This is a genomic window from Micromonospora sp. NPDC049107 (assembly GCF_040648595.1).
In the GTDB taxonomy this organism is placed as follows: Bacteria; Actinomycetota; Actinomycetes; order Mycobacteriales; family Micromonosporaceae; genus Micromonospora.
In genome coordinates this window covers 200,981-224,104 of record NZ_JBEZEC010000011.1, presented here as the reverse complement: position 1 = coordinate 224,104, position 23,124 = coordinate 200,981, and the positions used below count along the sequence as shown (strand labels likewise).

Sequence of the window (23,124 nt, the reverse complement as noted above, 5' to 3'; positions counted from 1 at the left end):
TTCTCTCGAATGCAGCCCGGTAATCCCGGTCAGGACCCGTACGGCCAGCAGCCGAACGACCCGTACGGCCAGCAGCCGAACGACCCGACCGCACCCCAGCCGCCGCACGACCCGTACGCCCCGCCGCCGGCCGCCCCGTACGGCCAGCAGCCCACCTCGGGCCAGCCGTACGGCCAGCCCGCTCCGGGGCAGCCCTACGGCCAGCCGCCGCAGGACCCGTACGGCGCGCCGCAGGCCCCGTACGGGCAGCAGCCGCAGGCGCCCTACGGCGCTCCGACGTACCCGAACGCCGGGTACCCGCAGGCCCAGGGGCAGAACAACACCCTCGGTCTGGTGTCGATGATCCTCGGCATCGCGTCGATCCCGCTGGTCTGCTGCGTCTTCCTGGGTATCCCGGTGGGCATCGCCGCCGTGGTGACCGGCTACCTCGCCAAGCAGAAGGTCGCCCAGGGCCAGGCCAGCAACGCGGGCCAGGCCAAGGCCGGTCTGATCTGCGGCGCGGTCGGCGTCGGCCTGGGCATCCTGCTGCTCCTGCTGAACGTCATCGGGAGCTTCAGCCTGCCGACCGAGCCCTGATCGGCAACCCTCTCGTCGGGGCGCTCCGGATCTCCTCCGGGGCGCCCCGCGGCGTTCCCACCCTCGATCCCCCACGCGTTGATCATGAAGTTATCGCCCCGCACCTCGGCGTGTCGTGACAACAGCTTCCTGATCAACCGAAGGTCAGGGGGTGGGGCGGGGGGTGCGGGCCAGTACGCGGGTGGCGGCGGCGCCGAGTAGCGCGCCTACCGCGACGACGCCGGCCGCCACGGCGCCGACCTGCCAGGCCACCGGCCCGAGCTGCGCCAGCCGCCCCGATCCGAGTGGTCCAGCGGAGGCCGCGGCGGCGACGCCGAGCAGCACGCCGGCCACCGGGCCGGCCAACGCGGCCGGCGCCAGCAACTCCGCCCACCGTCGCGGGGCGCGCTCCGGCCCGGCGACGCGGGCCAGCCGGCGGGCGAGCAGCCAGCCGGCGACCATCCCGGCCAGCACCGGCACCGCGAGCAGCAGGGCGCCGAGGCCGTCCACCGGGCCGCGCGGCAGGCCGGCGAGCAGGGGTACGGCCGGCAGCGCGCCGACGGACACCTCGCTGGTACGCACCGCCGTGTCGACGCCGACCGCGAAGCCCGGCCCGAGCAGATAGCTCGTCGACCAGACCGCCGCGTTCGGCGCGTACGCCATGCTGACCAGGGTGATCCCGGCCTGCCCGGCCACGCCGGTCCGGTACGCGCCGATCATGTCCGCCGCGTCGCCGCCACCGGTGGCCACGGCCAGGCCGGCCGCGCCGGCCCCCGCGCCGAGCAGCAGGAGCGCGGCCACCAGGCCGGTGCGGACGCCGTCGCGCAGCGGGCCGGGTATCCGGGCGACGAGCAGCCGGGTCACGGCGGTGATCCGGATCGCGCCGACCAGCGCGCCGAGCGTGCCGACAACCGCGAACGTGGCCGCCGCCCGCACCGGGGACACCTGTGGACCGTGCGCGCCGATCAGCACCGCGGCGAGAGCGCCGAGCAGGGCGTACGCCAGACCGACCGCTCCGGCCGCGATCAGCGCCCGGCGCGGTGAGCGGCTGTCGCGGGCGCCGATCGCGCGACTCACGTGCACGCCGGCCCGGGTGAGTCGCCACAGCGCGAGCACGGTCAGCGCCAGCGGGGCGAGCCCGAACGGGCCCGCCTCGGTGTGCAGCGGGACGCCGTGCCCCACCAGCCAACCGGCCAACGCGGTGCGCAGGGTGCCGCCCAGCGTGGTGGAGTCCGCGCCCAACTGGACCAGGCCGAGCACGATGGCCACCGGCAGGTACGAGGTGAGGGCGGCCCCGCCGGCGGCCACCCCGGCGGCGACGGGCAACGGCGCCCGGCCGCGCGGCGACCCACCGGCGCGGGGCGCGGGCACCCGTCGGCGCGGCGGGGCGCGGTCGACCGGCCGGTCGTCGGCGCGTACGCCGCCGGCACGGCTGGGACGGTCAGGGGTGACGGGGGACATCCGCTCTACTCTGGCACGTCGCGCGGGCTGTGGCAGTCCGTTAACGCGCCCTCAGGGGCGGCGAGTTGGGCGAACCGGGTTCCGGACGGCCCGCGCGGGTCTAGCCTCGGCCCAGAGGGGGGTGGCCGTCGCCGCCATCGGGTCTCATCCGCCGGTCGCGGCCCGGGTCCGCCCGCCGCCCAGGACCGACCGGAGGTAGTCGTGACGACCGCATACCCGCCGCCACCGCCGGCCCGGGGCCGGGACCGCACCACGCTCTGGGGCGTGCTGGGCATCGTCCTCGGCCTGATCTGTTGCGGCATCCTCGGCATCATCTTCGGTTACCTGTCACTGCGGGACGCGCGGCGTAACGGCCAGTCGCCGGTGCTCGGCTACCTCGCCATCGCGTTCGGCGTGATCAACATCATCGGCGGGTCGATCCTGCGTCTCACCGGCAACTACCCGTTCTGGAACAACGACTGAGCCGGCGGTACGACGAAGGGGCCGACCGGTTCCGGTCGACCCCTTCGCTGTTGCCCTGCCGGCTCAGTTGCCGGACATGATCTCCCGCATCAGCTTCGCGGTCTCGGTCGGCGTCTTGCCGACCTTCACCCCGACGGCCTCGAGCGCCGCCTGCTTCGCCTCGGCGGTGCCGGCCGAGCCGGAGATGATCGCGCCGGCGTGGCCCATGGTCTTGCCGGGGGGCGCGGTGAATCCGGCGATGTAGCCCACCACCGGCTTGGTGACGTTGGCCTTGATGAACTCGGCGGCCCGCTCCTCGGCGTCGCCGCCGATCTCACCGATCATCACGATGGCGTCGGTCTCCGGGTCGGCCTCGAACGCCTTGAGGGCGTCGATGTGCGTGGTGCCGATGATCGGGTCGCCACCGATGCCGACGCAGGTGGAGAAGCCGATGTCGCGCAGCTCGTACATCATCTGGTAGGTCAGCGTGCCGCTCTTGCTGACCAGGCCGATCCGGCCGGAGCCGGTGATGTCGGCCGGGATGATGCCGGCGTTGGACGCGCCCGGGGAGGCGATCCCCGGGCAGTTCGGCCCGATGATTCGGGTGCGCTCGCCCTGGGCGAGGTTGTACGCCCAGAACGCGGCGGTGTCGTGCACCGGCACGCCCTCGGTGATCACCACGGCCAGCGGAATCGCGGCGTCGATCGCCTCGACCACGGCGGCCTTGGTGAACTGCGGCGGCACGAAGATGACGGTGACGTCGGCACCGGTCTCGGCCATGGCGTCCGCCACGGACGCGAACACCGGCAGCTCGGTGCCGTCGAAGTCGACCTTCTGGCCCGCCTTGCGCGGGTTGACGCCGCCCACCACGTTGGTGCCGGCGGCGAGCATCCGCCGGGTGTGCTTGGAGCCCTCGGAGCCGGTCATCCCCTGGACGATGACCTTCGATTCCTTGGTCAGCCAGATAGCCATGATCAGACCCCCGCAGCTGCCAGCTCAGCGGCCCGCTCGGCCGCACCGTCCATGGTGTCCACCCGCTGCACGAGCGGGTTGTTCGCGCCGTCCAGGATCGCCCGGCCAGCCTCGGCGTTGTTGCCGTCGAGACGGACGACGAGCGGCTTGGTGACCTTCTCGCCACGCTGCTCGAGCAGGGCCAGCGCCTGGATGATGCCGTTGGCGACCTCGTCGCAGGCGGTGATGCCGCCGAAGACGTTGACGAAGACGCTCTTCACGGCCGGGTCGGAGAGCACGATCTCCAGCCCGTTCGCCATCACCGCGGCGCTCGCGCCACCGCCGATGTCGAGGAAGTTGGCCGGCTTGACGTTGCCGTGCCGCTCACCGGCGTACGCGACCACGTCGAGGGTCGACATGACCAGGCCCGCGCCGTTGCCGATGATGCCGACCTCGCCGTCGAGCTTGACGTAGTTGAGGTCCTTGGCCTTGGCGGCCTGCTCCAACGGGTCCACGCTGGCCTGGTCGACCAGGGCCTCGTGGTCCGGGTGCCGGAACGCGGCGTTCTCGTCCAGGGTGATCTTGGCGTCGAGCAGCAGCAGCCGCCCGTCGCCGTTCTTGGCGAGAGGGTTCACCTCGACCAGGGTGGCGTCCTCGGCGACGAACGCCTGCCACAGGCCGACGGCCACCTCGACGACCTGGTCGGCGACCTCGGCCGGGAAGCCGGCCGCGGTGACGATCTCCCGCGCCTTGGCCTCGTCGACACCGGTGTTGGCGTCGATCGGCGCCTTCACCACGCGGTCCGGGGTCTCGGCGGCGACCTGCTCGATGTCCATACCGCCGGCCACGCTGGCGATGCAGAGGAAGGTGCGGTTCGCCCGGTCGAGCAGGTACGAGAAGTAGTACTCCTCGGCCACGTCCGCCGTCACGGTGATCATGACCTTGTGGACGGTGTGACCCTTGATGTCCATGCCCAGGATGTCGGTGGCCCTGGCCACCGCCTCATCCGGGCCCTCGGCGAGCTTGACGCCACCGGCCTTGCCTCGGCCGCCGACCTTCACCTGCGCCTTGACGACCACTCGACCGCCGAGGCGTTCGGCGATCGCGCGGGCCTCTTCCGGGGTCGTGGCAACGCCGCCGGCCAGCACGGGCAAGCCGTGCCGCTCGAACAGGTCCCGCCCCTGGTACTCGTACAGGTCCACGATTGCGCGTCCCGTCCCGTCTCCGCGGCGCGCCGTCGCGCCGCCACCAGCGTTCAGAAAACAGTTTGACGCCTGTCATCAGTTGAAACAGGCCATTGGCCGCAGCCTAGCGAGGTGGGCACGGCCGGCAACCGAGCGGGTGCGCGGTGTGCCGTAATGCACAGAGGCGGTCGGGACACGACCCGTTCCGACCAGGCCAGGGTCGGTGTCAGCCGTCCGGGCGATGTTGGCAGGGGTGCGTAACCCGGCCGTGGGGTCGTCGTTGAGTCAGGTGTCGGAGCGCTGCACAGCGCGATGACGGGAGACGGCCGATGCCCTGTCGGTCGAGGGGTGGCGGCGGGGCATCGTGCATAGAGGGGCCGGACGTGTGAGGGGTGCGTCCGGCCCCTCCCCCGTGCCCGGATACCGCGCCGCCGCTCAGGAGACCGGCTGCGCCACGTTCTCGCGGACCCACTCGACGATCGCCTGGGTGGTGGCGCCCGGCGTGAAGATCTTCGCGACGCCCAGCTTCTCCAACTCCGGGATGTCGTCGTTCGGGATGATGCCGCCACCGAAGACGACGATGTCCCGCGCGTCGCGCTCGGTGAGCAACTCCAGCACCCGACGGAACAGCGTCATGTGCGCGCCGGAGAGCACGGAGAGTCCGACCGCGTCGGCGTCCTCCTGGATGGCCGTCTCCACGATCTGCTCGGGCGTCTGGTGCAGGCCGGTGTAGACGACCTCCATCCCGGCGTCCCGCAGGGCGCGGGCGACGACCTTCGCGCCGCGGTCGTGGCCGTCCAGACCTGGCTTCGCGACGACGACCCGAATTCGAGAGCTCATCAGCGCACACCTTTCACCGGCTCCACGGCCTTCACCTGAACGAACGGTAACCCGCCCGGCCGGGGCCGGGAAATCCGGGCTGGAAACACGTCCGTCATCCCGGCGACCACGGACGCGCCCGGCGGCAAGCGCCCTCGCCCGGCCGTGGCGTCAAGCCGGACGACTCCGCCGGATCGGTCACGCTCGGCGACGAACGGGTGGTTACGGGGGCACCGTTCGACGGCACGATGCATGACAATCACGGACGCAAACGGACAAGTCGACACGCCAATTCAGCGGTCTGGCTTGTGACTCGCCTGGTGGTTGGCTAACGTGTCCACGGTTGTCATCAGGTCCATGGACGGGTGACGACGCGGTCGGCAGACGTTCATCCGAGCTTCACGGACGTCCACCGGTCGCCTCGGAACCCCGACAACGGAGGGTGTGCGTGCGCCAGCGCCTGTCGTCTGAGCCCGATCGATATCGCGGCCGCCGCCGCGTACCCACCCCCCCGCGTAGCCGTTACGCGGCGGTCGTCACCACCGCGTTCGTCGGCGCGGGCATCGTCGCGCTGGGCGCGTCGGCCCTGCCGGACGCCAAGGACGTCAGCCCGTCGGTGCTCGACGAGCTCAAGCAGGCGTCGGTCACCAGCCAGGACGCCGCAGCCCGCGCGGACAACGCCGAGCGCGCCTCCCGGGACAGCCGCGGCAAGGAAGCGGCCGAGCCCGAGGTCTGGATGCTGCCGCTGCAGGGCTACGACTTCAACTCGCCGTACGGGATGCGGTGGGGCAAGCTGCACACCGGTGTCGACCTGGTCGTCCCCGAGGGCACGCCCTACGTGGCCGTCCACGACGGGCTGGTCACCAAGGCCGGCTGGTTCGGCGGCTACGGCTACGCCGTGATCGTGCAGCACGCCGACGGCAGCGAGGCCATCTACGGCCACTCCTCCGCGCTCAGCGTCAAGGAGGGCCAGCAGGTCAAGGCGGGCGACCAGCTCGGCCTGGTGGGCCAGACCGGTCACGCCTACGGCACCCACCTGCACCTTGAACTCCATGTCAAGGGCGCACCGATCGACCCCGTTCCGTACCTGCAGGAGCGCGGAGTGGACATCAAGCTGCAAGTCGAGGCAATCTACAGCGATGTAGCCGCGTCCTGACGCTGCGTACTGACCGTTGACCGCCCGGATCTGTCGATCCGGGCGGTTCTGCGTGCGCTGATGTTCCCTGGGTCACAGCGTCGACTGTGGCCCAGCACACGGGCCGCATGATCACTTATCCGGACGGAACGCTTCAGGATGCTGCATAACGGGCCGTCCCGGCTGCGGCCGGCGGGCCGGGCGTCCGGTCCCGGCCATCGCCCGACTCGGCCCGGCACCAGTATTTCGAGGTCAAGTGCCCCTCGACTGTGAAGGTCCGCCGTGCAGGAAGACAGCCCCGTCCAGAACGAGAACACCCCCGACACCACCGGTGAGCAGCCTCGGCGTGCCCGCCGGCGGAACCGCCTCATCGTGCTCGGCGCGGCCAGCCTGGTCGCCCTCGGCCTGGGCGGGGTCGCCGTCGCCACCACCGGACCCGACCGGCCCGCGCCCACCGCCGTCTCGCTCGACGCGCGGTCCCGGGCCGAGGCCGCCAGCCGGGCCGACCGTTCGGCCCGCGAGTCGAGCCCGCCCGCCTCCCCGTCGGCCAGCCCGACCGCGAGCCCCTCGGCCGTCGCCGCCAGCCCGTCGCCCACGAAGACGGCCACCGCCAAGCCGAAGCCGAAGCCGAAGAAGACCACCAAGCCGACGGCCGCCTGGGTCGACCCGATGCCCGGGGCCGCGGTCACCTCCTGCTACGGCGAGCGCTGGGGCACCCTGCACGCCGGGATCGACCTGGCGCTGCCCTCGGGCACCCCCATCCGCGCCGCGGCGGCCGGCACTGTCACCCAGGCCGGCGACGCCGCCGACGGGTACGGGAACTCCGTCTTCATCGACCACGGCAACGGCTACCTGACCCACTACGCCCACCAGAGCCGCATCGCGGTCACCGTCGGCCAGAAGGTCAAAGCCGGCCAGGTGATCGGTTACGAGGGCGCCACCGGCGACGCCACCGGCCCACACCTGCACTTCGAGGTGCACCAGGGCATGTGGAACCAGATCGACCCGGCCCCGTTCATGCGCGCCCGAGGCGTGGACCTGGGCTGCTGACCCCGTACCTGCGCCCCGTCCCCGCCCACTCTTTGCCGCGATCTTGCACTTTCGGTGGCGACATAAAGGGCAGAAGCTCTCATGCCGGCAACCGAAAGTGCAAGATCGGCGCGGGAGGGGGCGGCGGGCGGGGCGGGGGGCGGGGGGGCGGGTTAGAGCTTGTCGACCGGGGCGTGGCGCAGGACCAGCCACATGGTCTGGTCGCCGAAGTCGATCTGCGCGCGGGCACCCGGGCCGTGGCCCTCGACGGCCAGCACCCGGCCCAGGCCGTAGCGCTGGTGGTTGACCCGGTCGCCGGCCGCCACCTTCGGCCCCTGCGGCAGCTCGCTGGCCGTGGTCAGGCGACTGCCGTCCACGCCGAGCCGCTGGGCGAGCTGAGCCGCCTTGGGCGTACCCCCGGTGAAGGTGCCGCGCCCGCCGGGCGCGCGGTCCGCGCGGCCACCGACGCCGCCGCCCCCGCCAGCCCACGAGGTGTACGACCCCTCGGTGCGCTCCCAGCGCACCAGCTCCGGCGGCAGCTCCTCCAGGAAGCGTGACGGGGGGTTGTAGGACGGCTGCCCCCACGCCGAACGGGTGACCGCACGGGACAGGTAGAGCCGCTGTCGGGCACGGGTGATCCCCACGTACGCCAGTCGGCGCTCCTCCTCCAACTCGCGGGTGTCGCCCAGCGAGCGCAGGTGCGGGAAGACGCCGTCCTCCAGGCCGGTCAGGAAGACCACCGGAAACTCGAGGCCCTTGGCGGTGTGCAACGTCATCAGGGTGACGACGCCCTGGTGGTCGGGGTCGTCGGAGGGGATCTGGTCGGCGTCGGCCACCAGCGCGACCTGCTCCAGGAACCCGGCCAGGGTGGCCCGCTCCCCGTCCTCGCCCAGGGCCTCGATCCGCTCGGTGTACTCCCGGGCGACGCTGACCAACTCCTGGAGGTTGTCCACCCGACCGGCGTCCTGCGGGTCGAGGCTCTCCTCCAGCTCGGTGAGGTAGCCCGAGCGGGTCAGCAGGGCCTCCAGCACCTCCTCCGGGGTGCCGGTCTCGGCCAGCTCCCGTGCGCCGTCGAGCAGCGCCACGAAGTCGGCGATGCCGTTGGCCGCCCGGGTGGAGATGCCGGGCGCCTCACGGGCCCGGCGCAGCGCCGCGCCGAAGGAGATCCGGTCCCGGCTGGACAGCGCCTCGACGCACGCCTCCGCACGGTCGCCGATGCCCCGGCGTGGGGTGTTCAGCACCCGCCGCAGGCTCACGGTGTCGTCGTCGTTGACCACCGAGCGCAGGTACGCCAGCGCGTCGCGGACCTCCTTGCGCTCGTAGAAGCGCACCCCGCCGACCACCTTGTACGGCAGGCCGGCGCGGATGAACACCTCCTCGAAGACGCGGGACTGGGCGTTGGTGCGGTAGAAGACGGCGACGTCACCGGGGCGGGTCTCGTCGGCGTCGACGAGTCGGTCGATCTCCCGGCCCACCCAGTCGGCCTCGGAGTGCTCGGTGTCCGCCACGTACCCGACGATCCGCTCGCCGTCGCCGGCCTCGCTCCACAGCCGCTTCGGCTTGCGGGACGTGTTGCGGTCGATCACCGCGTTGGCCGCGTTGAGGATGGTCTGCGTGGAGCGGTAGTTCTGTTCCAGCAGGATCGTCCGCGCGTCGCTGAAGTCCCGTTCGAACTCCAGGATGTTGCGGATCGTCGCGCCCCGGAACGCGTAGATCGACTGGTCGGCGTCACCGACCACGCACAGCTCGGCCGGGTCCAGCCCGTCGGTGCCGGAGACCAGCTCCTTGATCAGGACGTACTGGGCGTGGTTGGTGTCCTGGTATTCGTCGACGAGCACGTGCCGGAACCGCCGCCGATAGCTCTCGGCCACGTGCGGGTGGGACTGGAGCAGGTGCACCGTCGTCATGATCAGGTCGTCGAAGTCCAGCGCGTGCGCCTCGCGCAGCCGGCGCTGGTAGAGCGTGTACGCCTCGGCGAGCGCCCGCTCGTTGGGCCCGCTGGCCCGCGCGGCGAACTGCTCCGGGTCGACCAGCTCGTTCTTGAGGTTGGAGACCTGGGCGGCCAGCCCACGCGCCGGGTAGCGCTTCGGGTCGAGATCCAACTCCCGGGTGACCAACTGCATCAGGCGGCGGGAGTCATCCGCGTCGTAGATCGAGAACGTCGATTTGAGGCCGGCGTGCTCGTGCTCGGCGCGCAGGATGCGGACGCACGCGGAGTGGAACGTCGACACCCACATCAGCCGGGCCCGGGGACCGACCAGCGCGGCGACGCGCTCCTTCATCTCGCCCGCCGCCTTGTTGGTGAACGTGATGGCGATGATCTCGCCGGGGTGGACGTCCCGTGCGGCGAGCAGGTAGGCGATCCGGTGGGTGAGCACCCGGGTCTTGCCGGAACCGGCGCCGGCCACGATCAGCAACGGGGAGCCGGCGTGGCTGACCGCGTCGCGCTGCGGCCCGTTCAACCCGTCGAGCAGTTGCCCCGGATCGAGGCGGGCGGCGGCCGGCCCGGGCCGGTGCGGACGGGCCGGCGCGGACTCCGGCGCGGGCGGGGACGCGGGGATGTCGAAGAGAGGATGCATCGCGCGCCAAGTCTATGCCGCCAGCCGGACACTTCCCGACCGGTGCGGGCCCCGTCCGCCAGCCGGGCCCCGCGTCACGAACCGCGTCGAATCCTTGCGCGCCGGCCATCCGCGTGGGCATACTCGACGGCGTGATCGGAGCGCGCTACTACTTTTACTACGGCACCGGGAGTCCGGCTGCCGTAGGTCGCGCCTGATCGATCAGACCTGCGAAAAGCCCCGGGCTCCTGGAGTCCGGGGCTTTTTCGTCCCGGGTTGCGGGCACGGGGCACCAGAGCGCGAGAGGTACCCGATGATGACAGACGTGGTGGAGCAGAACGGCGGCCCGGCACGGCCGGACCCGGCACAGGCCCCGGTCGACGGGAGCGTGCCGGAGGCGGGCCCTCCGATGGAGTCCGGCGAACCGGCCGACGCGCGGACCGGCACGGTGGAGCCGACCGCCGCCGCGCGGATCGTGCAGATCAGGGAGCGGATCGACGAGATCGACCACGCCTTGATCACGCTCTGGCAGGAGCGGGCCGCGCTGTCGCGGGAGGTCGGCGCGACCCGGATGGCCTCCGGCGGCACCCGGCTGGTGCTCTCCCGGGAACGGGACATCCTGGAACGCTTCCGGCTCGCGCTCGGCGCCGACGGTACGCAACTGGCGCTGTTGCTGCTGCGAGCGGGCCGCGGCCCGCTCTGAGGCGCTCAGCGGGCCGGGAAAGACAGAACCGCCTGCCGTCGTCGTGGTGACGTCGGCAGGCGGTTCCGGTGGATCACGCCTCGTGGGTGGCGACGATCTCGCGCCGCTCCGCGAAGTGGCACGCGCTCGGGTGGTCCGAGTCGCGGCGGATCTCCAGCAGCGGGACCTGCTCGGCGCAGACATCCTGCGCCTTCCAGCAGCGGGTCCGGAACCGGCAGCCCGAGGGCGGGCTGATCGGCGACGGCACGTCACCCGTGAGCCGGATGATCGTCTTGTTGTTCCGCTGGGTCGGGTCCGGCACCGGCACCGCCGAGAGCAGCGCCTGGGTGTACGGGTGGGTCGGCCGCTCGTAGATCTCGTCCTCGGTGCCGATCTCGACGATCTTGCCGAGGTACATCACCGCCACGCGGTCCGACAGGTGGCGGACCACCGACAGGTCGTGGGCAATGAAGATGTACGACAGGCCCAGCTCACCCTGCAGCTTCTCCAGCAGGTTCATCACCTGGGCCTGGATGGAGACGTCCAGCGCCGAGACGGGCTCGTCGCAGACGATCACCTCGGGCCGCAGCGCGAGCGCCCGGGCGATGCCGATGCGCTGCCGCTGACCGCCGGAGAACTGGTGCGGGTACCGGTTGATGTGCTCCGGGTTCAGCCCGACCAGGTCGAGCAGCTCGCGGACCTTGGCCCGGCGGCTGCCCCGGGGCGCCACCTCCGGGTGGATCTCGAACGGCTCACCGATCAGGTCGCCGACCGTCATCCGCGGGTTCAGCGAGGTGTACGGGTCCTGCATGACCAGCTGGATCTGCCGACGCAGCCGGCGCAGCGCCCCACCGGAGAGCTTGGAGATGTCCTGGCCCTTGTAGACCACGCTGCCTGCGGTCGGCTTCTCCAGGTTCATCAGAACCCGGGCGAGGGTCGACTTGCCGCAGCCGGACTCGCCGACGACACCGAGCGTCTCGCCGGCCCGAAGACCGAACGAGACCCCGTCGACGGCCTTGACCTGACCGACGGTCTTCTTGAACACCACACCCTGGGTGACGGGGTAGTGCTTGACCAGGTCACGGACCTCGAGGATGTTCTCAGACACGGTTCACCAGCTCCTCGGCGAAGTGGCAGGCGCTGGCCCGGGCGTGGCCCACCTGAAGCAGCGGGGGGACCTTCTCCCGGCACACCGGCTGAGCCATGGGGCAGCGCGGGTTGAACGGGCAGCCCGGCGGGATGTTCATCAGGTTCGGCGGGAGGCCCTTGATCGTCCGGAGCTGCTGCCCCTTCTCGTCGAGACGCGGGATCGAGTCGATCAGACCCATCGTGTACGGGTGCGCCGGCTTGGCGTACAGGTCGTACACGTCGGCTTCCTCGACGATGCGGCCCGCGTACATGACGGCGATCCGGTCCGCGACGTCGGCGACCACGCCGAGGTCGTGGGTGATCAGGATCATGCCCATCTGCCGCTCACGCTGAAGCTCCGCGAGCAGGTCCATGATCTGGGCCTGCACGGTCACGTCGAGCGCGGTGGTCGGCTCGTCGGCGATCAGCACCTCGGGGTCGAGCGCCAGCGACATCGCGATCATCGCGCGCTGCCGCATACCACCGGAGAACTGGTGCGGATAGTTGTTGAACCGGCCCTTAGCGTTCGGGATCTTGACCTGGTCGAGCATTTCGATCGCGCGCTTCTTGGCGTCGGCGCGACCCATGCCCCGCCGGACCCGGAACTGCTCGGCGATCTGGAACCCGACGGTGAAGACCGGGTTCAGGGCGGAGAGCGCGTCCTGGAAGATCATCGCGATGCCCTCGCCGCGGATGCGGCGGCGCTCCTCGCCGGACATGCGGAGCATGTCCTTGCCGTGGAAGCGGACCTGCCCACCGGTGACGAAACCCGGGGGCGTGTCGAGGATGCCCATGATGGTCTGCGCCGTGACGCTCTTGCCGGAGCCGGACTCGCCGAGCACGGCGAGGGTCTCCCCCGCGTCGACGTGGTACGTGACCCCGTTGATGACCTTTGCGACGCCGTCCCGGGTACGGAACTCCACCCGCAGGTCGTCGACCTCGAGCAGCCGGCCGGAGGGACGCCCGGACCCGCCGGATCCCGGCGCGGACTGCTCGGACACGAGAATGTCGGACACTGGATCTCCCCTAGCGGAGTTTCGGATCGAGGGCCTCGCGGACCGCCTCGCCGAGCATCACGAAGCTCAGCACCGCGGCGACGAGGAAGGCGGCGGGGAAGAACACCAGCCCCGGCGCGACCCGGATGAAATCCTTGCCCTCGCTGATCATGATGCCCCAGGACACCACCGGCGACTTCAGGCCGACGCCCAGGAACGAGAGGGTGGCCTCGGCGCCGATGAACGAGCCGACCATGATCGTGCCGTAGACCAGCAGCGGGGCCAGACAGTTCGGCAGCAGGTGCTTGAGGATGATCCGACCGCTACCGGCACCCAGCGCGCGGGCCGCGACGATGTAGTCGGCCTCCCGGGTGGCGAGCACCGAGGAGCGCATCAGCCGCATCACGACCGGCCAGCTCAGCACGATCAGCGAGACGGTCACCAGGCCCATGATCTCGGCCTTGCTGTTGCTGGTGCCCGAGCCGTTGAACGTGGTCAGGATGACGATCGCGCCGAGCACGAACGGAACCCCGAAGAACACGTCGGCGATCCGGCTGAGCAGCGTGTCGACCCAACCACCGAGGTAGCCGGAGATGATGCCCATGGTCCCACCAACCAGCAGGGTGCCGACCACGGAGAGCACGGCGACCACGACGGAGGCGCGGGCACCGTAGATGACCCGGGCGTAGACGTCCCGGCCCTGTAGGTCGTACCCGAACCAGGCGTTCCCGGACGCCTTGTTGAGGCTGCGCGACAGGGAGCCGTTGACCGCGTCGCCCGGGGCGAACAGCGACGGGAAGGCCGCCATCAACAGGAAGATGACGATGAACGTCGCCGAGATCCAGAACAGCGGCTTGCGGCGCAGGTCGCGCCAGGCGTCACCGAGCAGACCGCGCGGCTTCTCGTTGCTCTGGGGCCCCGGGGCGGCCGGGGTGTCCGTCGCCTGCGGGGTGGGGGTGCTGACGATCGATGCGGTGCTTGGGTCACTCATAACGGATCCTCGGGTCCAGGGCGGCGTAGAGCAGGTCGACCAACAGGTTCATCAACAGATAGACGACCACCAGTACGACCACGATGCCGACCACCGTAGCGCTCTCCTTGGTGATGATCGCGCGGTAGACCTCGCGGCCGATTCCGTTGATGCCGAAGATGCCCTCGGTGACGATCGCGCCGCCCATCAGCGCGCCAAGGTCGGTGCCGAGCAGGGTGACCACCGGAATGAGCGAGTTGCGCAGCAGGTGCACACCCACGACCCGGCGCATCGGCAGGCCCTTGGCGATGGCGGTGCGCACGTAGTCCGCTCGGCGGTTCTCCGCGATGCTCGTGCGGGCCACCCGGGCGATGTACGCCACCGACGCGCTACCGAGCACGAAGCCCGGGACGATCAGTTCGGACAGCCGCATCTCCGACGAGACGGTCGGCTTGACGAGGCCCCACTGCACGCCCAGCAGCCACTGCAGCACGAAGCCGACGACGAACACCGGCAGCGCGAGCAGGAAGAGGGTCGAGACCAGGACCAGGTTGTCCAGGAAGCCGTTGCGGCGCAGACCGGTCAGGATGCCGGCGCCGAGGCCGACGATGGCCTCGATGGCGAGCGCGACCAGGGCCAGCTTCAGCGTGTTGGGGTACGCCGTGGCGATGATGTCGCCGATTTCGCGCTGCGAGAACGTCTGCCCGAAGTCGCCCTGAAGGAGGTTCTTCATGTAGTTGCCGTACTGCACGAAGACGTTCTGGTCCAGGTGGTACTTCTCGGTCATGTACGCGATGTACTGATCCGGGCAGCGGCGCTCGCCGCACTTGCCGGCGAACGGGTCGCCCGGGACCGACCAGACGAGCCAGTAGATCAGGAAAGTCGAGCCGATGAAGACCGGCACGAGTTGGAGCAGCCGTCTCAACAGATAACGGCCCATGGGGTGGTCCTCCAGACAGGGGGCGCGTCGGACGGCCGACACGGTGGCGACAACGTGGCGAGTGGCATGTTGTAGCACCCACTCGCGGAACGGCCCCGGGTCGGGCTCACCGGATGTGGCGAGCCCGACCCGGGGTCAGACCGTACGGATCAGAGCTCGACCGAGGTGATGTCGAGTTCGCCGACGTTGTTCAGCTCGAGCTTCTTGATCTTCTCCGAGTGGCCGGACTGCTGGCCGTAGAAGTAGATCGGGATGCTCGGGACGTCCTGGTCGACAACCTCGACGGCCTTGGCGAACGCCTCGTGCGAGGCCTCCAGGCTCGGCGCGGCGCTGGCCTGCTTGGCCAGGGTGTCGACCTGCGGGTTGCTGTACAGACCGTCGTTGGAGGAGCCACCCTTGACGTAGAGCGGGTTGACCCAGTTCTCCACGTCCGGGTAGTCCTGCTGCCAGGCGGCACGGTACGGGCCGTTCATCTTGTGCGCGTTGATGTTCTGCCGGAAGACCGCGAAGGTCGGGACGCCCTCGGCGCGGGCCTCGATGCCGAGGTTGGTCTTGACCTGCTGCGCAACGGCGTCCATCCAGTCCTTGTGGCTGGAGTCGGCGTTGTAGTAGAACACCATCTCACCGGTGAAGCCGCCGGCCTCGGTCAGCAGCTGCTTGGCCGTGGTCGGGTCGAACTTGCAGGCGGTGCAGTTGCCCGGCTTGGCGCCCGGGGTCAGCGGGTTCGCCCAGCTGTCGGCCGGCTTGCGGGTACCGAAGAAGATCTTGTCCGAGATCTCCTGCCGGTTGATCGACAGCGAGACCGCGCGACGCAGCTTCGGGTTCTGGAAGCGCTTGTCGTAGATCGGGAACGCGATGAACGCGGTCGACGGGGTGACCGTGTTCAGGCCCCGCTCGCCGAGGTCGGCCTTCCACTTGTCGCCGGCGAGCGCCGAGGTGGGGACAACCTCCATGAAGTCGAGGTTGTTGCTCAGCAGGTCGGCGTACGCGGCCGTCTCGTCCTGGTAGAGCTTGACGTCGACGTCCTTGATCTTCATCTTGTCACGCAGGTTGTAGTCGTCGAAGCGCGTGAGCTTGATGACGACGTTGTCCTGCCACGAGACGAACTTCACCGGGCCGTTGCCGATCGGCTTCTTACCGAAGTCCTCGGGCTTCATGGTGAAGAACGCGTCCGGCAGCGGCATGAAGGCGCTGTAGCCGAGCTTGGTCGGGAAGACCGCGGTCGGCGCGGCGAGGGTGACCTCGAAGGTCTGGTCGTCGACGACCTTCAGGCCGGAGAGCTCCTTGGCCGACGGGGTCGGGGCCTTCTGCGGGCCGTCCGCGCCGTCCGGGTCCTCGGTGTAGGTCTTGTCGAAGCCCTCGATGTCCGAGAAGAAGGAGCCGTTCTGCGCGCCGTTCGGCGAGTACGCGGCCCAGTTCCAGGCGTCGACGAAGTTCTTCGCCTTCACCTCGGTACCGTCGTGGAACTTGGTACCCTTCTTGATCTTGATCGTGAAGACCTTGGAGTCCTTGGTGTCGATGGACTCGGCCAGCGCGTTGCGCGGGGCCCCACCGTCGTTCGGGTACTCAACCAGGCCGGTGAACAGCCAGTCGATGACCTTGCCACCGCCGGTCTCCGTGGTGTTCGACGGAACCAGCGGGTTCTCCGGCTGGACGCCGTGGATGACGATGGCGCCGTCCTTGCTGGCGGCGGCGTCGCCGTCGCCGTCACCGCTCGAGCAACCGCTCGCGACAAGCGCGGCAGCCGCGCTGAGCGCGATCGCGCTCGTCGCCCGCTTCGAGACTCTCATTCCGAGGGGCCTCCTCTTTCTAACCTGGTCCGTCGTGGGTTTCACGCACGTTTGGGGGTGACACCGCCCGGCTACCTCGGGGCGGAGGTCGCCGGGACCACAGGGAAGTTTGGAGACACCCCTGATGTTCCGATCCGCCGGGCTCCCCACCCGACGGGGCACGACGCTACGCAGGCGTCGCGACCACGAACCCGCCGGGAAGCAGCGGAGATCATGGTCGTGGGCCGTACGGAGTGCCACACACCGAGGGTGAGGTGCTGCCACTGTGACACCCACCGGCCTCTTCCGTGAAGGTGCCGTTATCAAGCCGTTAGTTGCCCGCCACGTAGCCGATACTTGAAAAATGATCATAAAACGGTCGGTGTGTAGCTCCCCGGCTGCAACGCTCCGACCTGCCAGGAGACCCGTGCGGCGCTCAGATCCCGGCCTTTGTGAGTCACCCCGCACCCGGGGCCGTCGATCGGTGACCGCTCGCGCACTCAGTGTTCTTTACCCGTCCGGATGATGTCCTCGTCCGCTACACGGGCACCAGCACCGACTGGGTGGACGAGGGCGCCGCGGACGGACTTCTGCGCACCACCGACGGCCGAGATGACATCGGCCCCGGCACCGCTCGCGCGGTTCCGGGGCCGATGGTGCGGCGAAATGGATCAGGCGGTGAAGCGGACCTTACGGCGACGCACCACCAGGACGGCCACCGCGCCCGCGGCGAGCAGCAGCAGACCCGCGGTCGCCGCAGCCGCGATCGGCGAACCGGTCAGCGGCAGGCCGCCACCGTTGCTCGCCGGCGAGGTGGACGGGGCCGGGCTGGCCGGCTGCGCCGAGTCCGACGGCGTGGCCGACGGGGTGGTCGGCGACGGCGACGCGCTCGGGGTCGCCGACGGGGTGGCCGGCGGCGTCGTGGGGACGGCCGTGAAGGTGGCCGCCGCCTGGGCGGTGACCGTCGCGCCGGTGCTGCCACCGAGGATCAGCTTCTGCGCCTTCTTGGGGCCGGTGAACAGGAACACCCGGCCGAAGGAGACCGAGTCCTGCGCGGTCAGGGTCACGTTGACCGTGCCGGCGGCCTCGGCGGCGAGCCAGAACTGCCCGCCGTTGGTGGTCGTGGTGACCGGCTTGCCCTCGGCGTCGACGGCGGTGCCGCCGGTGGCCGCGACGGTGATGGCGCCCGCCGGGCCCTTCACCGTGAACGGACCGGCCTTGCCGCCGACCGTCGCGGTGGCGCTGGCCGGGTCGACGGACAGCTCGGCACGCGGCTCCGGCTGGTCGGTGGCGTTCTTGACGAGGTAGTCACGAACCTTCGTGATCACCTCGTACTGGTTGCGCGGCTGCAGGTCCTTCTCCCAGGCGCCCAGCTCGATGCCGTCGCTGAAGTGCCAGATGGCGGTCTGGGTGCCGAAGTAGAGGAGGTTGTCGAGCTGCTTCTTGCCGATCTTGGTGTCCACGCCGGCGGCGGCGAGGAGCTTGGTCGAGTCGGCGTTCGGGTAACCGTGGGTGAGCACCCACTGCACCTTGCCGAGGTTCTTCACCTGGGACTCGTCCCAGGTGCCCTCCTCGTACTTGCCGTCGAGCTTCACGCTGGTGCGGTAGTCGATGCAGAAAGCCGGCACCAGCTTGCCGTCGATCTTCAGGGCGAGCGCGGACGTGGTGCGCGTCTTGCCGTCGAGCTTGAGGGTGACCTCGCTGCCGTCGACTGCCTTGGCCACACCGGTGGCCGGAGCGGCGGCGGCGACGCCTGCCACGCCGAACGCCAGGGCGCTGCCGGCGACAGCGGCCAGGGCGACCCGCGCCCAGCGTTGTCCTCGTTGTCCGAACATCAGAAGTGGTACCTCTCCCCCAGGGGTGACCCGCGATCCGCGGGCACGCGCGTGAGCCGTCGTTTCCGCGGGATGCGACACCCACGCGCGGAAACGGGACCGGGGCAGTATGGAACCACGGTTGATCTTTTGTCAGCCCCGCCCGGCGGCATCCGTGGCATGTGTCCGAATTGCCGGGGCGGAGGAATTAATCACACGAGCCGGCGGTCCGCCGCCCAGCGGGAAAGCTCGTACCGGTTGGACATCTGGAGCTTGCGCAGCACGTTCGACACGTGCGTCTCCACCGTCTTGATGGAGATGAACAATTCCTTGGCGATCTCCTTGTACGCGTACCCCCGGGCGAGCAGGCGCAGCACCTCCCGCTCACGGTTGGTGAGCTGGTCCAGCTCCGGGTCGGCGACCGGCGCGTCCGGCCGCGCCGCGAACGCGTCCAGCACGAACCCGGCCAGCCGAGGGCTGAACACGGCGTCACCGTCGGCCACCCGGCGGATCGCGGCGGCCAACTCGTCCGGCGAGATGGTCTTGGTGACGTACCCCCGCGCGCCGGCCCGGATCAGCCCGATCACGTCCTCGGCCGCGTCGGAGACGCTCAGGGCCAGGAACTTGACCTGCGGGTGACTGCGCCGCATCGCCTCCAGCACCGCGCGGCCGCCACCGTCGGGCATGTGCACGTCGAGCAGCACCACGTCGGGCACCGTGACGGCGATCCGGGCCACCGCCTCGGCCACCGTGCTCGCCTCGCCCACCACCTCGACGTGGGCGCCCAGCTCGGCACGTACCCCGGCGCGGAACATCGCGTGGTCGTCCACCAGGAAGACCCGCAGGCGTTCCGGGCGGCTCTGAACCGGGTGCTCCGTCGGCTGCTCGGCCATGGTCATTTGTTCCTCTCCGCCGCGGACGAGTCCCGGGAGATCGGCAGGATCAACCGGACCTCAGTCCCCTCCCCCGGGCCGGACCGGATCTCGGCCCGTCCGCCGTGCCGCTTCATCCGTCCGATGATCGAACCGCGTACGCCGTGCCGGTGGTCCTCCACCGTATCCGGATCGAAGCCCTTGCCCCGGTCCCGGACGAAGACACTTACCTGTTCCGGTTCCACCTCGGCGTAGAGCGACACGGTCTGCACGCCGGCGTGCCGTGCGGCGTTCACCAGCGCCTCCCGGGCGGCGGCGACCAGCGCGCCGACCTTCTCGTCGGTCTCGCGGTCACCCACCACCACCGCCTCCACGGTGATCGCGAACGTGTCCTCGACCTCGGCGGCAGCCTGCTCCAGGGCGGCCGCGAAGCGCTCGTTCGGCGAGGCCGTGGGCTTGTAGAGCCAGTTGCGCAGCGAGCGTTCCTGCCCCCGCGCCAACCGCTGCACCGTCTTGACGTCGCCCGCGTTGCGCTGGATCAGCGCCAGGGTGTGCAGCACCTGGTCGTGCACCATCGCGGCCAGCTCGGCCCGCTCCTGCTCCCGGATGCGACCCTCACGCTCCGCGCGGAGCTGGTTGTACGTCCGCCAGAGCACCGGGGCGGCGACCACGCCGACCCCGGCCAACCCGACCAGCGCGAAGATCACCCCGTTGATCACCGCGTCGAAGTTCTGTGCCGGCGAGTAGACCGCCGCGACACCGATGATGCCGACCGCGACCAGTACCCCGCCGCCGATGAACCGGAGCACGAAGGCCCGCCGGTCGCTCTCCTCGACGACCGCCCCGAGCCACGGGACCGGCATCGTCTCGCCCCAGCGCCGCCGCCGCTCGGGCGCCGACTGGTGCCAGATCACGCCCGCGCCGACCGCGATGATGGCGACCAGCCAGCCGGCGGTGCCCGCCGCGCCGACCGAGTCGAAGACCATCACCTGGATCAACAGGACGCCGAGCCCGATCGCGACGAACGGCAGGAGCTGGGCCACGTCCCGCCGGGGCGGCACGGCGGTGTCACCGGGCCGCAGCGGCACCACCGCCCAGAACGCCGCGTACAGCAGCAGGCCGAGCCCACTGAGCCCGAGCAGCACCATGAACGCGACGCGCACGCGCAGCACCGAGATGCCGAGGTGGTCGGCGATACCGGCGGCGACGCCGGCGGCCATCCGATGCTCGGGGGCCCGGTACAGGCGCGGAGGCGGGGTCACGGTGCTGATCACAGGCTCCCTGGTCACGGTGGTGGGCTGGGTGCGGGTCGGTGAGTTCGATCGTCACACGCTGCGGCGTCCCACGACCACGGGGACGCCCCCGACATTCCGGCCTCGGAGATCTCAGGGTGGTGTCAGGGTCGGGTCCTGAGGTCGTTCGGGCGAGGTGGGCCGCAGGATCGAGGCATGACCGAGGAAGCTGCCCCGCCGCCCCGCCCCGGGCCGGCACAGTCGGGCGGTTCAGTACCGCCCGCACCGCCCACGACTCCCGCCGGCTGGGCCGAGCCGACCACGTTCGGCCCACCCGCCACACCGCCGACCGACGCCCAGCACGAGCCGCCGGGTGCCGGCTACGCCCCGGGTGCCGGCTACGCGCCGGGCGCCGGCTACGCGGCCGGCACGGGCTACGGGCCCGGCGGGGGTACGACCGGCACGGGCTACGGGCCCGGCGGTGGCGCGGGTACGCCTGGAGGGCCCGGCACGGCCGGACCGTCCGGGGGCCCGCTGGGCGGCACCGGCTTCACCTCGCGGTACGGGCTGGTCCGGCCCCGCGACGGCCGATACCTCGCCGGGGTCTGCGCGGCGATCGGACGAGCCACCAACACCGACCCGGTGCTGTGGCGGGTGCTCCTCGCCGTGCTCGGGTTCTTCGGCGGCATCGGCATCCTGGTGTACGTCGCCGCCTGGCTGATCATCCCCAACGAGGGCGACACGGCCTCTCCGGTGGAGTCCATGCTGGGGCGGGGCCGTTCCAGCATGTCCCCGGTAACCGTGATCATCCTGGGCATCCTGGTGGCCGCGAGCTTCGGCTACATCGTCACCGATGCCTTCCGCGCGGTCCTGCTCGGCGCGGCCATCCTGATCGGCGGCGCGTTGCTCCTCAACCGGGACAACCGTGGGCCACAGCCCTCGGGTGGACCGGTGCCGCCCGCCCCGGCGGGCACGCCACCCGGGCCGGTTCCGCCGGTCGCCTGGCCCGCTCCCGCGTACGGCACGGTGCCGCCCGGCGGTCCGCTGGCGACCGCGCCGCTGGCGGGTGACACCCTGCCGTACGCCACCGCGCCGCAGAGCGCGTACCCGCCTGTCCAGGGTGGTCAGCCGCCCGCGACGGCGCGGCCGCCCGTCGGCGCGCAGCCGGCATCCCCGGCGACGATGGTGTCCGGGGCAGGTCCGGTGTCCGCGCAGCCGGCCGCCGCGACGGCCACGTCGCAGGGCACCGGTTGGCCGGCCGCCTCTCCCGGTTGGCCGGGCGGCGACTCGCCCACCAGCGGCTGGCCGTCGGCGCCGGTGACCGCCGTACCCGCCGCCGGCCCGTCCACCCTCCCCGGGGCGACGACGCCGGGCGGATACCGCCCTCCGTTCGCTCCACACGGCCCGTACGCGGCACCGGCGCCGGTCGCGTACCCCCCGCCCAAGCCACCGAAGCCACCGAAGCGGCCCCGGGAGCGTTCGCCGCTCGGTCCGGTGACCTTCTCGCTGATCTTCCTGGCGCTCGGCGTGGTCGCCCTGCTCGACCTGTTGGACGTCTTCGACGTCGGCGCCTCGGCGTACTTCGCGGCCGCGTTGGCCACCATCGGACTGGGACTGCTCGTCGGCACCTGGTTCGGCCGGGCGCGCTGGTTGATCGCGCTGGGGCTGGTGACGGCCGCCGCGTTGGGCACGGCGACCGTCGCCGAGTCCTACGACCGGATCCGGGGCGTGGACGGCGCGGTCACCTGGGCGCCCACCGACTACCGCGACCTCGCCGACCGGTACGAGAACAGTTTCGGTGACGCCGTCCTCGACCTGCGCGGCATCGACTTCACGAAGCAGGACACCCAGGTGACCGTGGCGATCAACTTCGGTCAGGCGACCGTGGTCGTACCGCCCAACGTGGACGTCACCACGGTGGCCGACGTCAACGCCGGCGACGCCACCGTCTTCGGCAACCGATCCGGCGGAATCGACGGCCGGCTGCGGGAGTCCACCGACCTGGGCGCGGACGGCCCCGGCGGCGGGAAGCTGCGGCTGTACATCCACGTCAATGCCGGCAACCTGGAGGTGACCCGGTGAAGGCTCACCGTACGGACCTGCTCTCGTTCGCCTTCGGGCTGGTGTTCCTGGCGCTGTCAGCCTGGTGGCTGCTCGCCCAACTGCTCGGGCTCGCGCTGCCGCCGGTCGGCTGGTTCCTGGCCGGCGCGCTGATCCTGATCGGAGTCTTCGGTCTGGTCGGCGCGCTGCGCTCCGGCCGGTCCGGCCGCCCGGAGCCGATCGAGACCACCGGACCGGGTGCGACGGCCTCCGCTGCGACGGGCGCGGGCGCGCCCGCGCCCGTCGCAGCCGAGCAGGGCACACCGCGGACCGCCTCGTTCGAGCCGACCGGGTACGAGCCGCCCGCGCCGACCATGTTCGAGTCCATGCCCGACCCTGCGCCCACGGCGGAGCTACGCACGCCGGAGCCACCCACGGCCGAACTGCGCACACCGGAGCCGCCCACGGCCGAGCTGAGCACGGCGGAGCCGCCCACGGCCGAGCTGAGCACGGCGGACGCGGCGACGGCCGGCATGGTCCATCCCGCCT

19 protein-coding genes and 1 pseudogene are annotated in these 23,124 nt (G+C 71.1%); 7 read left to right on the top strand and 13 right to left on the bottom strand.

Going from position 1 to position 23,124, the window contains the following annotated elements:
- Window positions 1-9 precede the first annotated feature (9 nt).
- Window positions 10-576, top strand: coding sequence for a DUF4190 domain-containing protein (locus AB0B55_RS26365; protein WP_357126234.1), 567 nt, complete (start codon window positions 10-12; stop codon window positions 574-576).
- A gap of 144 nt (window positions 577-720) precedes the next feature.
- Here the strand turns inward: AB0B55_RS26365 and AB0B55_RS26360 are convergent, their stop codons facing one another.
- Window positions 721-2,016, bottom strand: a complete 1,296-nt coding sequence (locus tag AB0B55_RS26360) for a DUF6350 family protein (RefSeq protein WP_357126237.1) — start codon at window positions 2,014-2,016, stop codon at window positions 721-723.
- Between the two features lie 201 nt (window positions 2,017-2,217).
- Here AB0B55_RS26360 and AB0B55_RS26355 point away from each other — a divergent pair, with 201 nt between their 5' ends.
- On the top strand, window positions 2,218-2,478 hold the full coding sequence (locus AB0B55_RS26355; RefSeq protein ID WP_357174470.1) for a DUF4190 domain-containing protein: 261 nt from the start codon (window positions 2,218-2,220) through the stop codon (window positions 2,476-2,478).
- Between the two features lie 63 nt (window positions 2,479-2,541).
- Here the strand turns inward: AB0B55_RS26355 and sucD are convergent, their stop codons facing one another.
- From sucD to AB0B55_RS26340, 3 genes are all read right to left on the bottom strand, one after another.
- The gene (gene sucD / locus AB0B55_RS26350) at window positions 2,542-3,429 is read right to left on the bottom strand and encodes a succinate--CoA ligase subunit alpha (protein ID WP_357126243.1); all 888 of its coding nucleotides are present in this window, start codon (window positions 3,427-3,429) and stop codon (window positions 2,542-2,544) included.
- Window positions 3,430-3,431: 2 nt separating this feature from the next.
- Complete coding sequence (gene sucC, locus AB0B55_RS26345) at window positions 3,432-4,610, bottom strand: ADP-forming succinate--CoA ligase subunit beta (RefSeq protein ID WP_357126246.1); 1,179 nt, start codon at window positions 4,608-4,610, stop codon at window positions 3,432-3,434.
- A gap of 417 nt (window positions 4,611-5,027) precedes the next feature.
- Complete coding sequence (locus AB0B55_RS26340; protein ID WP_357126249.1) at window positions 5,028-5,432, bottom strand: cobalamin B12-binding domain-containing protein; 405 nt, start codon at window positions 5,430-5,432, stop codon at window positions 5,028-5,030.
- A gap of 427 nt (window positions 5,433-5,859) precedes the next feature.
- Here AB0B55_RS26340 and AB0B55_RS26335 point away from each other — a divergent pair, with 427 nt between their 5' ends.
- Together AB0B55_RS26335 and AB0B55_RS26330 are read left to right on the top strand one after the other, a co-directional pair.
- Window positions 5,860-6,567, top strand: a complete 708-nt coding sequence (locus tag AB0B55_RS26335; protein WP_357126252.1) for a M23 family metallopeptidase — start codon at window positions 5,860-5,862, stop codon at window positions 6,565-6,567.
- Window positions 6,568-6,828: 261 nt separating this feature from the next.
- A complete protein-coding gene (locus AB0B55_RS26330; RefSeq protein ID WP_357174467.1) occupies window positions 6,829-7,596 on the top strand; it encodes a M23 family metallopeptidase in 768 nt (255 codons plus the stop codon).
- Between the two features lie 152 nt (window positions 7,597-7,748).
- Here AB0B55_RS26330 and pcrA read toward each other — a convergent pair whose 3' ends face one another.
- A complete protein-coding gene (gene pcrA, locus AB0B55_RS26325; protein WP_357174464.1) occupies window positions 7,749-10,154 on the bottom strand; it encodes a DNA helicase PcrA in 2,406 nt (801 codons plus the stop codon).
- A 388-nt stretch (window positions 10,155-10,542) separates the two neighbouring features.
- On the opposite strand from pcrA, the gene AB0B55_RS26320 reads away from it, so the two are divergent.
- Window positions 10,543-10,836, top strand: a complete 294-nt coding sequence (locus tag AB0B55_RS26320) for a chorismate mutase (protein ID WP_357126577.1) — start codon at window positions 10,543-10,545, stop codon at window positions 10,834-10,836.
- Between the two features lie 73 nt (window positions 10,837-10,909).
- Here the strand turns inward: AB0B55_RS26320 and AB0B55_RS26315 are convergent, their stop codons facing one another.
- From AB0B55_RS26315 to AB0B55_RS26280, 8 genes are all read right to left on the bottom strand, one after another.
- The gene (locus AB0B55_RS26315) at window positions 10,910-11,923 is read right to left on the bottom strand and encodes a dipeptide ABC transporter ATP-binding protein (RefSeq protein WP_355050671.1); all 1,014 of its coding nucleotides are present in this window, start codon (window positions 11,921-11,923) and stop codon (window positions 10,910-10,912) included.
- Window positions 11,916-12,944 carry an ABC transporter ATP-binding protein gene (locus tag AB0B55_RS26310; RefSeq protein WP_357126580.1) on the bottom strand — a complete coding sequence of 343 codons (1,029 nt, stop codon included), beginning with the start codon at window positions 12,942-12,944 and terminating at the stop codon, window positions 11,916-11,918. The genes AB0B55_RS26315 and AB0B55_RS26310 overlap by 8 nt, the downstream gene beginning before the upstream one ends.
- A 25-nt stretch (window positions 12,945-12,969) precedes the next feature.
- Entirely contained in the window at window positions 12,970-13,929 is a 960-nt protein-coding gene (locus AB0B55_RS26305) for an ABC transporter permease (RefSeq protein ID WP_357126262.1), read from the bottom strand.
- Window positions 13,922-14,848 carry an ABC transporter permease gene (locus AB0B55_RS26300; protein WP_357126265.1) on the bottom strand — a complete coding sequence of 309 codons (927 nt, stop codon included), beginning with the start codon at window positions 14,846-14,848 and terminating at the stop codon, window positions 13,922-13,924. Before AB0B55_RS26300 ends, AB0B55_RS26305 begins: the two co-directional genes overlap by 8 nt.
- A gap of 149 nt (window positions 14,849-14,997) precedes the next feature.
- Window positions 14,998-16,638 (bottom strand): ABC transporter substrate-binding protein, encoded by a 1,641-nt coding sequence (locus AB0B55_RS26295; RefSeq protein WP_357126268.1) that lies wholly within the window; start codon window positions 16,636-16,638, stop codon window positions 14,998-15,000.
- A gap of 650 nt (window positions 16,639-17,288) precedes the next feature.
- Window positions 17,289-18,452: a Cys-Gln thioester bond-forming surface protein gene (locus tag AB0B55_RS26290; protein ID WP_357174461.1), complete on the bottom strand. Its 1,164-nt coding sequence runs from the start codon at window positions 18,450-18,452 to the stop codon at window positions 17,289-17,291.
- A 191-nt stretch (window positions 18,453-18,643) separates the two neighbouring features.
- On the bottom strand, window positions 18,644-19,324 hold the full coding sequence (locus AB0B55_RS26285) for a response regulator transcription factor (RefSeq protein WP_357126583.1): 681 nt from the start codon (window positions 19,322-19,324) through the stop codon (window positions 18,644-18,646).
- Window positions 19,325-19,326: 2 nt separating this feature from the next.
- A complete protein-coding gene (locus tag AB0B55_RS26280; protein ID WP_357126274.1) occupies window positions 19,327-20,592 on the bottom strand; it encodes a PspC domain-containing protein in 1,266 nt (421 codons plus the stop codon).
- Window positions 20,593-20,751: 159 nt separating this feature from the next.
- On the opposite strand from AB0B55_RS26280, the gene AB0B55_RS26275 reads away from it, so the two are divergent.
- The gene (locus tag AB0B55_RS26275; protein ID WP_357174458.1) at window positions 20,752-22,617 is read left to right on the top strand and encodes a PspC domain-containing protein; all 1,866 of its coding nucleotides are present in this window, start codon (window positions 20,752-20,754) and stop codon (window positions 22,615-22,617) included.
- Window positions 22,614-22,808 (top strand): annotated as a pseudogene (locus AB0B55_RS26270) (hypothetical protein); the annotation flags it as partial. The gene AB0B55_RS26275 and the pseudogene AB0B55_RS26270, both read left to right, overlap by 4 nt.
- Window positions 22,809-23,124 lie beyond the last annotated feature (316 nt).

Bases quoted from the DNA above. Each gene is read 5' to 3' on its own strand.
- AB0B55_RS26340 (WP_357126249.1), bottom strand. From the start codon at position 5,432: ATGAGCTCTCGAATTCGGGTCGTCGTCGCGAAGCCAGGTCTGGACGGC.
- AB0B55_RS26285 (WP_357126583.1), bottom strand. From the start codon at position 19,324: ATGGCCGAGCAGCCGACGGAGCACCCGGTTCAGAGCCGCCCGGAACGC.
- AB0B55_RS26365 (WP_357126234.1), top strand. From the start codon at position 10: ATGCAGCCCGGTAATCCCGGTCAGGACCCGTACGGCCAGCAGCCGAAC.
- sucD (WP_357126243.1), bottom strand. From the start codon at position 3,429: ATGGCTATCTGGCTGACCAAGGAATCGAAGGTCATCGTCCAGGGGATG.
- AB0B55_RS26305 (WP_357126262.1), bottom strand. From the start codon at position 13,929: ATGAGTGACCCAAGCACCGCATCGATCGTCAGCACCCCCACCCCGCAG.
- AB0B55_RS26320 (WP_357126577.1), top strand. From the start codon at position 10,543: ATGGAGTCCGGCGAACCGGCCGACGCGCGGACCGGCACGGTGGAGCCG.
- pcrA (WP_357174464.1), bottom strand. From the start codon at position 10,154: ATGCATCCTCTCTTCGACATCCCCGCGTCCCCGCCCGCGCCGGAGTCC.
- AB0B55_RS26290 (WP_357174461.1), bottom strand. From the start codon at position 18,452: ATGTTCGGACAACGAGGACAACGCTGGGCGCGGGTCGCCCTGGCCGCT.
- AB0B55_RS26295 (WP_357126268.1), bottom strand. From the start codon at position 16,638: ATGAGAGTCTCGAAGCGGGCGACGAGCGCGATCGCGCTCAGCGCGGCT.
- AB0B55_RS26275 (WP_357174458.1), top strand. From the start codon at position 20,752: ATGACCGAGGAAGCTGCCCCGCCGCCCCGCCCCGGGCCGGCACAGTCG.
- AB0B55_RS26360 (WP_357126237.1), bottom strand. From the start codon at position 2,016: ATGTCCCCCGTCACCCCTGACCGTCCCAGCCGTGCCGGCGGCGTACGC.
- AB0B55_RS26300 (WP_357126265.1), bottom strand. From the start codon at position 14,848: ATGGGCCGTTATCTGTTGAGACGGCTGCTCCAACTCGTGCCGGTCTTC.